The following is a 13,426-nucleotide window of genomic DNA, read 5'->3' on the forward strand; positions in this document are numbered from 1 at the left end:
CCTTGAAATGAGCCGCCGCCCCGGTCTTGCAGGACCGGAGCGGCGGTGACGCCAGGATCAGAAACGATGAGTCAGACGGAGCGTCGCGAAACGTCCGATCAGATCATGGTTGTAGAGATCGACATTGGCGCTGGAGCCCAGAACCCGCGGGGGGGTCTCGTCCAGCAGGTTCCTGATGTTGAGCTGCACGAAGCTGTGCGGACCAAAATCATAGCTCAGGCTGGCGTCGACGGTGACGGAACTGTCCACCTTGACCTGGGCGGTAGCCGGCAGGCCAACCGCAGCAAGGGTCCGGGCGTCAGGGTCATCCTTGTAGTCGCTGACATAACGGGCACCGAGCGAGGCCCGCCAGTCATTGAGCTTCCAGCGCAGCCGGGCATTGGCCAGGAAGCGCGGATAGAGGTAGTCGCCGGCCAGCTTCTCGACCACCGCATCACTGGAGGCCTTGCGATCGAAGTCGATCAGATAGGTGGCGTCGAAGGTCAGGGTGAACTTGCCCGCTTCGCTTTCCGGCAGATACTGGGTGTAGGAGAAGTCCAGGCCACTGGTCTTCTGGTAGCCCAGATTGCTGATCTGGAAGTGAGCGTCGGTGACGAAGCCGTTGGTCACTTCCACGCCCGGCTTGCCGGTCGGCAGGAGGCCGGCACCGGTCACCGGGAAGGCCCCGCCGAGCGCACGACGGATGAAGTCGTCTTCGGCGATCCCGACCAGGTTCTTGTGCTCGATGTTCCAGTAGTCGAGCTTGATCTCGATGTCGCTATTGGGCTGGAACAGCAGGCCGCCACCCCAGGTATCGGCGTTTTCGGCCTTTAGATCGGTGTTGCCGACGTCTTCCGAAAGCAGCGACTGACCGCTGGCGGCAGCATTGCCGTTACAGGCGGCGGGCGTGGCCCGGCAGTCAACGCGATAGCTGGACAGCAGGACGCCGGCACCGCTCTGGGCCAGGGACGGAGCCCGGAACGAGGTCGACCAGTTGGCCCGGAAGGTCAGCAGGTCGTTGGCCTTGAAGCGGGCCGAGACCTTCGGATTGAAGTCGCCGCCAAAGGCGTCGTAGTGGTCGTAACGACCCGCGAGCTGCACGTCGAACTGATCAGCCAGGGGCAGATAGAGTTCGCCGTAGACGGCCCACTGGTCGCGTTCCGCCCGGGCACTGGTCGATGAGAAGCCCAGGATCGGCTCCGGATTGGTCGAGGTCGCAACTGCATCGCCCGACGGCGTATCGCGCAGGGTTTCGCGGCGATATTCCGCACCGAAGGCGGCCTTCACGGTCCGACCGCGCAGGGTGAACAGGTCGCCCGAGGTCGAGGCATCCAGCGAATAGGTGCGCGAACGCCCTTCGCGCTCGGCCGTGGTCTCAAGCAGCTTGTCGAGGCCCGCCGCCTGGGTGGTCTGGCCGCCGAAGGGGTTGTACCACAGCGTGGTCTTGCCGGCCGCCTCGCAGGTATTGCCGACATAGGTGGCGCTGGGCCGGACCAGATTGACGTTCCAGCGCCGGACGGTGGAGCCGTCGCTGCACAGATTGCCGAGATTGGCGTCGTAGAAGGCCTTGGACTTGATCAGGCCCGACAGGCCGCTCTGGGTGCGGTCATTGCCGCCGAACAGCAGGCCGGCATCATAGGTCCAGCCATTGGTGAACTTGCCCTTGAGACCCGTGACATAGCGGAAGGAGTCGGACTCGACCTCAACGGCGCGCGACTCGATCAGCTTGCCCCAGGCGAAGATCGGGAAGCCATTGTAGGAGCTGAAGCGGCGGACGCGGCCTTCGGCGACGATGTCAGCCTGCAGGGCGGCCGGCCAGTTGGGATTGGCCGGATCGATCGGGGCGCGGGAGAAGTTCGCCGGCGAGCTCGTGCCGCGAGCCTCGGTGTGCTGGAACAGAAGTTCATTGTACCAGGAAACATTGTCGCTGATGGCGAAGTCGTGGGTAATCAGGCCACCCAGGCTCTCCTGCTGATCCTGCGAAGAGACATAACGGTTGGAGTTGACCTGGCAGTATTCGCCCAGATTGCCGACCTTGAAGTCCGACGCGGCGCAGCCGCCGTTGCCAGGCCCTTCGGTCTGGTCATTGGTCATGAAGAACAGGTCGTTGAAGCTGGGATAGAAGCCCTGCTGGCTGGGGCGCACGGAGTCCCGCGACGCTTCCCGGTCGCGGAGATAGAAGGCGTTGCGCTTGAAATAGTCGACGACGGCGGTGACGTGGTGATCGCCGAAGGCCTTGCCGACCACCAGGTTGGCGTTGAAGCGGCCCTCGTCGCTGGCAGCGGTGGAGTCGCCGTAAGATGCCGTGAATTCGGCACCTTCGAAATCCTTGCGCAGGACATAGTTGACCACGCCGGCCACGGCGTCAGCGCCGTAGAGCGCCGAGGCACCGTTGGGAAGAACCTCGACCCGTTCCAGGGCGGCCAGCGGAATGGCGCTGGCGTCGATGAACGACTCCTGGCCGCGTGCGAAGGCACTGACCGAGGCGCGGCGGCCATTGATCAGGGTCAGGGTCGCGCTGGTGCCCAGGCCACGCAAGGAAACACCCGAAGCGCCAACCGGCGTATCACTGGACAGGGCCCCGGAGCTGGCGGTCGAGAAGGTTCCACCACCACCGGCGGCCGCGGGCAGTTGCGAGAACAGGTCGATAACCGAGGTCGCGCCGGACTCGTCGATGACGGCGCGGTCGATCTGATAGGCCTGAACGGCACCCTTGAGATCCAGGCCCTGGATTCGGGTGCCGGTGACGGTGATGGCCTCGATCGTCGAGGCTTCGTCGGTCACGGGCGGAGTGGCGGCGGCAGGCGCTTGCTGCGCCAGGACCGGTGTGGCCAGGCCAAGGGCCAGGACTGCCCCGAGCACCTGGCTCAGGTCATTTTTGTAGGACTTCATGTGTGCATACCCCCATGCCGCGCGGGACGGTTCTCCCTCGAGGTCACGCGCGCATTGATGTTCTTGGTGACAGACAGGGGTCGGTGCACCGCACCTGGCGCGCATTGGCGCAAAGGCAACGGGTTCAGTGCTGGACTGATGCTAAACGGCGCCGCACGCGCCGACGACCCAACCGCTCTACGGCCGGGGGGGGATCACTCGTTGAACCAGTCTTTCAGGTGGTACTGAACCGACCGGCGCACGAGAACCTGATGCGAAGCTCGCATAATTGCGTCGTTCCTGTGACCCGGCAACGCTACAGAAAAGCTGGCGGCTGGCAAGCTGTGACACGCAACACCCTCAGACGAAACCGTCACTTTCGCGTCGGACGATAGCGGATTGGGCACCCGTTGCCCCTGTTCCGCTATGGCCCATGCAAACTCGACCTGGCCCGCATTGGTCGACAAGGCTCCATGTTTACCGACGCTTGTCGCCAATTCATTCAGGACAATGGCAAGCGCCTGGTCGACCAAAGGGCATTGCAGGGGCAGATGGCTCGTCTAAAGTCTCGTCCCATGCAAACGCGCTATTTCCCACTCCTCGCCCTGCTGATCTGCGCCTGCGGTCCGGCGTCCGAAACACCGCTTGCGACTCCAGGGTCCAGTCAGCCCGTCGAAAGCCGTCCGGCCAATTCACCCGATCAGCGACCCGCCGTCGCAGGGCAGACCCGTGCGCCGGGCGAGGCCCTGGGCGTGGCCTACACGATCGAAACCCTTGCCACGGGGCTGGATCATGCCTGGGGCCTGGCCTTTCTTCCGGATGGGACCCGACTTGTCACCGAACGCCCCGGAAGGCTGCGACTGGTGGACGGGCAAGGGCGCCTGTCGACACCGGTAGCGGGCCTGCCGGCCGTCGACGCCAATGGCCAGGGCGGCCTTCTGGATGTGGCCGTCGATCCTGACTTTCAGCGCAATGGCCTGATCTACTGGACCTATGCCCAGGCCGGTGAAGGGGGCAACGGCACTGCGGCAGCGCGCGGCAAGCTGTTCATGGGCCCCTCGCCCCGTGTTGAAGGCGTTCAGGTGATCTGGACCCAGACGCCCAAGCTGAAATCAGCCCTGCACTTTGGGGGCCGTCTGGTCTTTGCCCGTGATGGCACCCTGTTCATCACCACCGGCGATCGCTCGATTTCAGAAGGCCGCATGCAGGCCCAGCGCCTGGACGGGACCCTGGGCAAGGTCGTGCGCATCCGGCCAGACGGATCAATTCCTGCGGACAACCCCCAGGTCGGCAAGGCTGGAAACCGGCCAGAGATCTGGTCTGCAGGGCACCGCAACATTCAGTCCGCAACCCTCGATTCGTCGGGGCGACTCTGGACCGTGGAGCATGGGGCCAAGGGCGGCGACGAACTGAACCGTCCCGAAGCCGGCAAGGACTATGGCTGGCCTTCCATCACCTATGGCGAGGAATACTCCGGCAGGCCGATTGGCGAGGGCCTGACCGCCCGCGAGGGTTTGGAGCAGCCGGTCTATTACTGGGATCCGGTCATCGCGCCGTCGGGCATGGCTTTTTATCAGGGCGATCTTTTCCCGGCCTGGAAGGGCAGCCTCCTCATCGGGGCCCTGCGCGGGAAACATGTCGCCCGCCTGACCCTGAAAGGCGACAAGGTCGTCGGCGAGGAACGCCTGTTCGAAGAGCTCGACCAGCGCATCCGCGATGTCCGCGTCGGCCCGGAAGGCGCCATCTATCTGCTGACGGAAGCGGACGACGGCAAGCTGCTGCGGGTGGTTCCGCGCCCCTGAGGCCGGTGCGTCCTCCAAGTGGGACGCGACGGCGATCAGATGGACTCGGGCTCTAGCGCGCCACGGCCGTTGCACCCGGCCGGCGGGGATCGGCCCCGCCCAGGAACAGGCCCTTATCGATCATGATCGACTGGGCGCTGCCCATGGTCTCATCCGACTTGATCGGATGCCCCATCGCCTTGAGCAGGGTCACGGTGTCGGGATTGAAGTTCGGCTCGACTTCCAGAAGGTCGCTGGCGTTCTGGAAGATGCGCGGCTGGTGGGTGGCCTCGGCGACATTGAGGTCGAAATCCACGACATTGACGATGATCTGCAGCACCGTATCGATGATCGTGCTGCCGCCGGGCGTTCCGGTGACCAGCCAGGGCTTGCCGTCCTTGAACACCATGGTCGGCATCATGGTCGACAGCACCCGCTTGCCGGGCTCGAGGGCATTGGCCGGCGGCGGGCTGCCCGTCTGCCTGGCCTTCCACGCCGCTTCATGGGCGTAGTTGTTCATCTGGTTGTTGAGCACGAAGCCCGCGCCCGCCACCATCACGCCTGACCCGAAATCCGCACCCAGGGTATAGGTGTTGCTGACGGCATTGCCCTCCGCATCGGCCACCGAGAAGTGTGTCGTATTCGGGCTCTCGAACGCCCACGGATCGCCGACCCCCAGGGCCTTGGCCGGCTTGGCGCGATCGGGATCGATCAGCTTGGCCCGCTCGATCCCATAGGCCTTGGAGGTAAAGCCCTTCAGCGGCACCTTGGCGAAATCGGTGTCGCCCAGGTGCTTGGCCCGGTCGGCATAGCCCAGCTTCATGGCTTCAGCCATCAAGTGCAGGGATTTGGCCGAACCTGCACCCGAGGCTTTCAGATCGAACTGCTCCAGGATGTTGAGCATCTGCAGCAGGGTCGCGCCACCGGCGCTGGCGGGGGGCGAGGTCAGGACTGTCAGGCCGCGATAGGTTCCGGCCAGGGGCTCACGCACCACCGGCTTGTAGGCGGCCAGATCCTCCAGCGTGATCAGGCCGCCATGGGCCTTCATGTCGGCGGCAAAACGCTTGGCGATCTCGCCGCGATAGAAGGCGTCAGCACCCTGATCGGCGATCTGGCGCAGGGACCAGGCCAGGTCCGGCTGCTTGAGGACCTCGCCGGCCGCATAGAGCGATCCGTCCGGCTTGTAGAAGGCGGCCTTGCCGGCGGCGCTGGTGGAGAGCCGCTCCTGGCCCCAGCTGAACACAAAGGCCTCATCCGGCGTCAGGACCACACCGTCGGCCGCCAGCCGGATCGCCGGCTCGACGACCGCCTTCCAGGGCAGCTTGCCATAGGTCTTGTGCGCCAGATGCAGGCCCGCGACCGTGCCGGGCACGCTGGGGGCCTTGTAGCCGATCGAGGCGACGGTGTTGTCTTCCTTGCCCTTGTCGTCGACATAGGTCTCCAGCCGCGCCGCGCGCGGGGCGATGCCGCGATAGTCGATGAAAACCGTCTTCCCGGTTTCCGCCATATGGACCAGCATGAAGCCGTCCCCGCCGATATTGCCGGCGCGCGGCAGGGTCACGGCCAGGGCGAAGGCGGTCGCCACGGCTGCGTCCACGGCATTGCCGCCCTGACGCAAAATGCCGACCCCGACCTCTGTTGCGATGGCGTTCTGGCTGACCACCATGCCCCGCTCGCCCACCACCGGATGGTGGATGCTGGGATATTCCAGCAACTGCTTGCGCTGTGCCCAGCCCGAAGCCGGCAGGAGCGAGGCCGTAGACAGGGCGAGGGCCGATAGCCCCAGGGCGACAAGTCGAAAGGGTTTCACGTGCGCCTCAGCGGCAAGAGTGGAAAGCGTGTGCGGGACGACGCGCATGGGGGCTGTGTCGTCGTCCCGCGAGAGCCCGGCCCAGGGGAGTGGCGGCGGGCCGGAGCTCCAGGGCAGCGGCTAGAAGCGCTTGCTGGCGTTCAGGTACCAGTAGCGTCCCGTGGCATTATGCAATGCGCCGAGATAGCCGAAGTTGGACGAGACGATCGGCGGCTCCTTGTCGCCGACATTGCGGACGCCCAGCCGGACCGTGGAGCCGTCGAAACGGCCTTCCTTGAAGGCGTACTGGCCATACAGGCTCACCGTGGTCCAGGCCTTGACCGGGAAGTACTGGCCGTTGATCTGGACCGGACCGGTGTCATAGACCTCGCCCACATGGCTGACGAACATGCCAGCACCCCAGCCCTTCAGGCGCCAGGTCAGGTTGGCCGTGCCGCGGAATTCCGGGAAGCCGTCCATCTTGATCTGGTTGCCGGCCGTCGCCACCGTCAGACCGGCCAGACGGCCATCGGCAATCGCCTGCATCAGCGTGGCTTCGACCGCGCTGGGCGACTGGTCAAACTTGGACAGCTTGGCGACATTCAGGGTCAGGCCAAAGTTCCCCAGAGGGGTGTCATCCAGGTCGTAATCGAGGCCAAAGTCAAAGCCCTGGACCATGCGCGGCTGCAGGTTCGAATAGGTGTCGTTCACATAGCTGATCACGCCGACCTTGTTGGTCCCGACCGGCGCGTCGCGCACGACATTGGGGTTGGAGCTCCCCGCCAGACGCAGCAGGAGATCGTAGTTGATCTGGTTCTGGGCTCCGAGGATGCCGATCACGTTCTTCTCGCGGATCGACCAGAAGTCGGCCGTCAGCACCAGCTTGCCCAGCCCGCCGGAAATGAAGGTCGGCTGATAGACGAAGCCGACCGAAGCGTTGTCGGCATCTTCCGGCTTCAGCTGATCGTTGCCGCTGCGCACTTCCAGCGTGCTGGAGCCGGCGCAAGTGGGGACGGTCGGGGCGTTGATGCGGCAGGCCGCAAAGTCGGTGCGGGTGTTCGAAACGGTCGAGCCCGGGCTGTAGAACTGCGGCAGGTTTGGCGCCCGGAAGCTCTGCGAAACCGATCCGCGCAGGGCAAAGCCCTGGCCCACGGTCCACAGAAGTGCGGCCTTGGGCTTCAGCACATTGCCGAAATCGGAATAGTACTCGTCGCGCACGGCCAGCTGCAGCTGGACTTCCTCAACCAACGGGATGCCCATTTCCGGTGAGATGACCGGAACGGCCAGTTCGGCGAAGGCGGACGAGATGGAACGATCAGCCTTGACGTCGACCGAGCCCGAAGCCCCCATCACATCGGTGCCGTAGACGAGGCCCGTGACGGTATTCGTGTACTTGATCTTGCCATCCAGGCGATCGTCACGGTCATCCAGGAAGGTCTCACGCCGCCATTCGACGCCGGCGGCAAAGCCGACGGGACCGGCCGGCAGCGAGAACAGGTCCTTCTTGGAGACCTTGAAATCACCCATGGCCAGGGTGGTCTTGCTGATGCGGTAGACGTCGATCAGGAAGGAATTGACCGTCGCCGCGCCGTTGCGGGTGGTGTCGTCACCGGAATAGTTGGTTTGCGATCCGCCGTTGAAGGGGTTGTAGGCGTCGCTGGTCGTGCGGTTCAGCGCAGCCTGGAAGAGCTGATTGCTGATCGCATTGTGCGTCTTGTCCTTGGTGCGGGCTTCCGAATAGACCAGCGCGGACTCCCACTTCCAGCCGTTCCAGTCGCCCTTCAGGCCACCCAGCAAACGGAAGCTGTCATCGGTGACGGTATAGGTGCGTGGGCCGGTATCGACCGGACGATAGGTCGTGATGTTCATCGCCAGACCGGTGGTCGGCACGCCGGTCAGGCCCGCCAGCCGGTTGGGACTGCCGACCGGTCCAAAGGGGTTCCAGTAGGCGTTGGCGGCAATGCTGATCGGCGCAGAAGCGATGGGGGCCGACTGTTCGCGGCTTCCGGTGAACAGCGCGTGGTAATAGCCGAGCTCGCCAAAGGCGGTCATGCCATTGTCCAGGTCGCGCTCAACCGTGCTGAACAGGTTCGTGCGCTCCAGACCGCCCTTCAAGGTGCGTTGCGGGTTCTGATTGTAGCGAAGCTCGCGGTTGGCTGTGCCTGTAAGGGTGCCGGCGCGGAGACAGAGATTGCCGTCGATCACAGTGCTGCTGCAGCCGGCGGCCGTATTGCTGGTCGGTTCGACGTGAAACACGCCGGAGGTGGTCAGGGCCACGGTGCCCTGACGCACGGCGGTCGTCGACGGAATGACCGTAAACGAACCCCAGGGGCTGGAGGTCGATCGGTTGTCAAAGGTGGTGTTGCCGACCCAGGGCGTGTCGGCGATCTGGGCGCGATGGTCCTCGTTTGAGGAATAGTCGCGGTCGGTCGCCATCATGCGCGAGCGGCCGGTATAGCCGCCAAAGAAGGTCAGGCGTGTGCCGTCCGCAAGCCGCGTCCCGGCCTTCACATTGAAGCTGCCCTCGCGATAACCCGTGCCTTCCGAGCCACCCAGCTGGCTTTCCAGGCGCAGGCCCCGGAAGCGGGTGTCGAGCACGGTATTGACCACGCCGGCCACAGCGTCGGTGCCATAGATGGCCGCCGCGCCATCGCGCAGCACTTCAACCCGCTTAACGCCGGCCACGGGGAAGGCATTGGTATTGGGCGTCTGCACGGGGACCAGGTTTTCGGTCTGGGTACCCGGGTGCATGACCGCGCGGCGGCCGTTCAGCAGGGACAGGGTATTGCCCGTGCCGAGGTTGCGCAGGTTCAGCGATGAGACGTCGCCGCGGGCGTCATTGAGGTTGCCGGTCGTGCGGGCTTCCTGGAACTGGACGTCCCCGGCCTGCGGGATGGAGCGGAACAGCTCGTCGCCCGAAACGGCACCGGTGGCGATGATGTCGCTCTCGTTGACGACCGTTACCGGAAGAGCGCCGGTGGTCTTGGCACCCTGGATTTGCGAGCCGACAACCAGGACGGCCTCGACAACGGCGGCCTCGTCGTCAGCCCGCCCCGCCGACGTAGCCTGGGCCTGGGGGCGGGCGGCCGACACTGGACGCAGGGTGATGGTCTGACCGTTGTCAGAGGCGATCTCGAGGCCAGCAGCGGCGATCAGCTTGGCCAAGGCTTCGCTGTCGGCGATCTCGCCAACCACGGCCGGCGTCTTGCGACCAGAGGCGGCTTCGAAGGGGAACAGGACCTGCTTTCCAGCCTGCTTGGCGAAAGCCTGCAGGGCCGAGACGGCATCCTGGGCCGGAATGTCGAAGGTGTGTCGCGCATCCTGGGCCAGAGCCGGTCCGGCCAGAACCAGAACCGCAGCCGACGTCAGCAGAAGCCCCCGGATATTCCGGACATAGTTAGAATTTCGCATGTTCTGGATCGGCCCTTCGTCGCGCCCTGCCCCCTCGACATGGCGTTCTTATCTGGGTCGACGGGTGGCTCAGCGCGATCCGCCATGCGTCGATGAAATTTTTGTTTCAACTCGACCCCCTTGGCCAGGGTCAAAGCCCTCAGTCGCGGGGGGTCAGGTGGATCGAACCCTCGGCGTCACGGGTGGCGCGGACTGGAAAGGTGTTGGTCAGGGCGGAGACGAAGCTGTTGGGCTCAGTGCTCTGGAAGTATCCCGCCAGCCTCAGTCCCGACACCCGAGGATCATCCACGGAGATCTGCTGGCGATTGTAACGATTGAACTCGGCGACGGCCTGCTCAAGCGTCTGGCCGTTCAGGGCGATGGCACCCTGACGCCAGGCCAGAGCGCGGTCGATGTCGGCCGTCGAGATCCGCTGCACGCGCCCGCCGGCCGGGCCATAGACCGCCGCCACACCCGCCGGCTGACGGGAGTCGGTCTCCGTAACCTTCTGATCCACGGTCACCGCTCCGCTCCGCACGGTGACCAGCGCGGCGGGACCTGAAACCCGGACGGCCAGCTGAACGGAGTCCGAGGCTTCCAACCGGGTGTCGCCGGCGCGGACCACGAACGGCCGGGCATCGCGCGCCGCCGTGAACAGGGCCTCGCCCTTGACCAGCCGAACCTCGCGCGCGCCGTTCCGATAGCGAACGACGACCTTGCTATTGGTGTTGAGCTCGATGCGGCTGTCGTCGCTGAGCACGATCACCCGCCGCTCGCCAATGGCCGTGGCATAGGCTGTAGAAGCCGTCGTGGAGATCACGCCTGCGGCCGCAATGCCGATGCCGCCCACGATCGCCGCAGCCCGTGCCCAGACGACAGGACGGCTCCACACAGAGCGCACACGGGTCGGTGCCAGAAGGTCGGCATTGGCCGCGCTCATCCGGGGTGCAACAGCCCTCAGGCGCGCCATGCGCTCCCAGGCGGCGGCCTCACGTTCAAAGGCGGCTTCGTACTCGCCCCCCTGCTGACGCCAGGCCTCAAAGGCGACACGCTCGGACGGGGCGCAATCGGGGGCGTCCAGCCGGACCACCCACTGGGCGGCGGCCTGCCTTACGGCTTCCCGCCGAGATCCCGCTTCACGCGCCATGAACGCTCTTCCTCGACCTTTCTCGTCCGGCCGCCACTGCGGCCCAGCCTATCCGAACAGTATCGCAATCCCTTCACGAGATGCTTCTCTACCGTAGAGACGGACAAGCCGAGCTTTTCCGCTATCTCCCGGGGCGAAAGATCATAAACCTTTCGCAAGGTGAACACCCGTCGGCATTGAGCGGGCAGTTCCGCCATGGCCTCCCGCAGCTGGCGCAACTCGTCGCGGTCTACGGTAGCCTGTTCCTGGGTCGGCGCTTCATCGGCCAGGGCCAGGCGTTCGAAATCGGCGACCGCAGTGATGGTCAGAACCTTGCGACGGCGCAGGGCATCGAGAGCGGTGTTGCGAAGGATGCGCGAGGCGAAGGCTCCAGGATTCAGCACTTCCCGCCAGGCCTTGTAGGCAATGGCGCGGGCAAAGGTGTCATGCACCAGATCTTCGGGATCGGTTTCACCATCGCGGCAAAACCGTCGCGCATAGGCCAGAAGATCGGCTTCAAGCGGCAGGATCTCCCGCCTGAACCAGGCCCGCCGGTCTTCGTCTTGATCGTCCATGCCTACCCCCTGAGGCAACAATGACCGATCCGTGACTTATGGCAACGGGCCAGGACCCCATTTGGGGCATAGGCCAATGAAGCAGGCAGCCCGCGCTGCGGACCCGCTCCGCAATGATCTCTACAGGGACCTTCGAAGCCGCTGCGGCCCCGGCAGATCAGCGATCCTGCGCGAGGCGGGAAAGGGCTCGATGGCGCCCCGCCCCCTGACTTGCTAAGCAGCAACTTTGATCAAGGACGCTCCAGGACCCATGGCTCGCAACCTCTCCGGCAAGATTGTCCCGCCTGCAGCCGATGTCACGGCTGAAGCCGACAAGGCCTGGTTCGACGCCAAGCCCGAACGGGATTTCCGCCTGCGCGATCCGGCGCTTTTGGAGTTCAGGGAGCCGCTGGGCGATGCTGGCGAAGGCTTTAGCTGGCGGGTCCTGGTGGTCCGCCTGGACGGTGGATCACGCCTGCGCCTGCCCATCTCGCTCGCCTGGGACCTGCACAACGACCATGCCAGGGAACAGCATCTGGCCCTGCTGTTCGAGCAGGTGGCTCCCGATCAGGCCAAGGCCCTGAGGGCAGCGGCCGTCGCCAAATCACCCCGTGGCCCAGGCCATACCTGAACGCACCCATTGGGTTGAATTATCAGCCTACCGGCGGCCATGAACTCTAAAATCTGGGAACTTCAATCCAATTTTCGCCAGATTTTTATGGTCCATACAAAAATATTGGCGGAACTTTTGCCTTTCTGAAAATCTCTTTTCAGATCCTTTTTTATTCCTTTTTGGGCCCCTTTTTCTTCCATTCCACAGAGATTGCGTACGGCATATTTTTCAGGTATGGTGTCCGTATTAAATGACGATTTGGTTCGATTGCTCTCCAACGCTTTATCCTAGGATCGAGCTTCGAGCCCATCACGATCCTCTCCGAAAATTTGATCACGCGGCTTAAACTCGAGCCGCGCGTCCCTTTTCACCTGAAAGGTGACCATCATGACGACCGGTACCGTGAAGTGGTTCAACTCCACCAAGGGCTTTGGCTTCATTCAACCTGACGACGGCGGCGCGGACGTGTTCGTGCACATCTCGGCGGTCGAGCGTTCGACCCTGGGCTCGCTGAACGAAGGCCAGAAGCTGTCCTACGAACTCGAGCGCGACCAGCGCAGCGGCAAGATGTCGGCCGGCCAGCTCCAAGCTGCCTAAGCCTATTCGAAGCGCGGGGTTCGCCCCGCGCTTCAGCCATGCTGCCCTGACGATCAACCTCGAATGACAGGCGGGGTTCTCCCCCCTTCCCAATCCGAGGCTCTATGAACGAAACTCTGCGCACCAACTTCTCGAACCGCCTCCAGACCGCCGCCGACGCCAAGAAGGCCCTGCTGGAGAAGTTCAAGCCCAAGCCTGCCGTGGTCGATCCCAATTTCGAAAGCCGCGAAGTCGCCAAGGCTGCGGAACTCAAGCAGGTTCGTGCCGACCGCGCCGATGAACGCGCCGCCGCCCGCCAGCTGGCCGCCGACAAGATCCAGGCCGCCGAGCAAGCGATAGCCGACAGCGCTGCTGCCGTTCTCAGCCTCAAGCGCGGTGCTACCAAGGAACGCAAGGCCCTCTCGGCCGCCGAAGCCAAGGCCAAGCGCGACAGCAAGTATGCGGCCCGCAAGGCTCGCAACTAGCCCCCTCACAGGACTAGCGTGCAGAGGCCTAATGCCCTCTGCCGAACCTTACCTTTTGCCGACCCCTGTTGCGGGGGCCGCTGGTGCCTCGCAGGATCAGAGTGCAGGACCGGCATGTGAATTTTGACGCCTGGATCGCAGCTAGGCCGCGCCGCTTGCAAAGCAGCCGCCCCCTTGCCACTCAAGGCCTTTCCAAACCGGCTCGACCGGACTGTAAACCATTGTAAAATCCACGCCTGAGCTAGCGCGTCGCATCGTTGAA

The 13,426-nt window shown here is 64.3% G+C and carries 8 protein-coding genes and 2 pseudogenes; 4 read left to right on the plus strand and 6 right to left on the minus strand.

Translation table 11 applies throughout. From position 1 onward, the window contains the following. Positions 1–57: 57 nt before the first annotated feature. Positions 58–2,739, minus strand: a pseudogene (locus tag AQ619_RS12690) (TonB-dependent receptor plug domain-containing protein); the annotation flags it as partial. Positions 2,740–3,065: 326 nt separating this feature from the next. Continuing rightward, the gene (locus AQ619_RS19120; RefSeq protein ID WP_166504352.1) at positions 3,066–3,137 is read right to left on the minus strand and encodes a hypothetical protein; all 72 of its coding nucleotides are present in this window, start codon (positions 3,135–3,137) and stop codon (positions 3,066–3,068) included. A 288-nt stretch (positions 3,138–3,425) separates the two neighbouring features. On the opposite strand from AQ619_RS19120, the gene AQ619_RS12695 reads away from it, so the two are divergent. Further along, on the plus strand, positions 3,426–4,652 hold the full coding sequence (locus tag AQ619_RS12695) for a PQQ-dependent sugar dehydrogenase (protein ID WP_062148146.1): 1,227 nt from the start codon (positions 3,426–3,428) through the stop codon (positions 4,650–4,652). Positions 4,653–4,704: 52 nt separating this feature from the next. Here AQ619_RS12695 and ggt read toward each other — a convergent pair. The 4 genes and pseudogenes from ggt to AQ619_RS12715 form a co-directional block, all read right to left on the minus strand. Then, positions 4,705–6,459: pseudogene (ggt, locus tag AQ619_RS12700) on the minus strand (gamma-glutamyltransferase); the annotation flags it as partial. Between the two features lie 102 nt (positions 6,460–6,561). Then, positions 6,562–9,831, minus strand: coding sequence for a TonB-dependent receptor (locus tag AQ619_RS12705; RefSeq protein ID WP_062148149.1), 3,270 nt, complete (start codon positions 9,829–9,831; stop codon positions 6,562–6,564). 139 nt (positions 9,832–9,970) lie between these two features. Next, on the minus strand, positions 9,971–10,957 hold the full coding sequence (locus tag AQ619_RS12710) for a FecR family protein (protein WP_062148151.1): 987 nt from the start codon (positions 10,955–10,957) through the stop codon (positions 9,971–9,973). Further along, on the minus strand, positions 10,921–11,511 hold the full coding sequence (locus AQ619_RS12715; RefSeq protein WP_062148154.1) for an RNA polymerase sigma factor: 591 nt from the start codon (positions 11,509–11,511) through the stop codon (positions 10,921–10,923). Before AQ619_RS12715 ends, AQ619_RS12710 begins: the two co-directional genes overlap by 37 nt. A 250-nt stretch (positions 11,512–11,761) precedes the next feature. Here AQ619_RS12715 and AQ619_RS12720 point away from each other — a divergent pair, with 250 nt between their 5' ends. From AQ619_RS12720 to AQ619_RS12730, 3 genes are all read left to right on the plus strand, one after another. After that, positions 11,762–12,121 (plus strand): hypothetical protein, encoded by a 360-nt coding sequence (locus tag AQ619_RS12720; protein WP_062148157.1) that lies wholly within the window; start codon positions 11,762–11,764, stop codon positions 12,119–12,121. Positions 12,122–12,490: 369 nt separating this feature from the next. Beyond that, entirely contained in the window at positions 12,491–12,700 is a 210-nt protein-coding gene (locus AQ619_RS12725) for a cold-shock protein (protein WP_062148160.1), read from the plus strand. A gap of 104 nt (positions 12,701–12,804) precedes the next feature. Then, positions 12,805–13,164 carry a DUF6481 family protein gene (locus AQ619_RS12730; protein WP_062148163.1) on the plus strand — a complete coding sequence of 120 codons (360 nt, stop codon included), beginning with the start codon at positions 12,805–12,807 and terminating at the stop codon, positions 13,162–13,164. The last annotated feature ends 262 nt before the right edge of the window (positions 13,165–13,426 follow it).

Source organism: Caulobacter henricii (assembly GCF_001414055.1).
Lineage (GTDB): Bacteria > Pseudomonadota > Alphaproteobacteria > Caulobacterales > Caulobacteraceae > Caulobacter > Caulobacter henricii.

What these genes read in the sequence shown, in the direction of transcription:
- AQ619_RS12695 (WP_062148146.1), top strand. Translation starts at nt 3,426, where the DNA reads ATGCAAACGCGCTATTTCCCACTCCTCGCCCTGCTGATCTGCGCCTGC.
- AQ619_RS12705 (WP_062148149.1), bottom strand. Translation starts at nt 9,831, where the DNA reads ATGCGAAATTCTAACTATGTCCGGAATATCCGGGGGCTTCTGCTGACG.
- AQ619_RS12710 (WP_062148151.1), bottom strand. Translation starts at nt 10,957, where the DNA reads ATGGCGCGTGAAGCGGGATCTCGGCGGGAAGCCGTAAGGCAGGCCGCC.
- AQ619_RS12715 (WP_062148154.1), bottom strand. Translation starts at nt 11,511, where the DNA reads ATGGACGATCAAGACGAAGACCGGCGGGCCTGGTTCAGGCGGGAGATC.
- AQ619_RS12720 (WP_062148157.1), top strand. Translation starts at nt 11,762, where the DNA reads ATGGCTCGCAACCTCTCCGGCAAGATTGTCCCGCCTGCAGCCGATGTC.
- AQ619_RS12725 (WP_062148160.1), top strand. Translation starts at nt 12,491, where the DNA reads ATGACGACCGGTACCGTGAAGTGGTTCAACTCCACCAAGGGCTTTGGC.
- AQ619_RS12730 (WP_062148163.1), top strand. Translation starts at nt 12,805, where the DNA reads ATGAACGAAACTCTGCGCACCAACTTCTCGAACCGCCTCCAGACCGCC.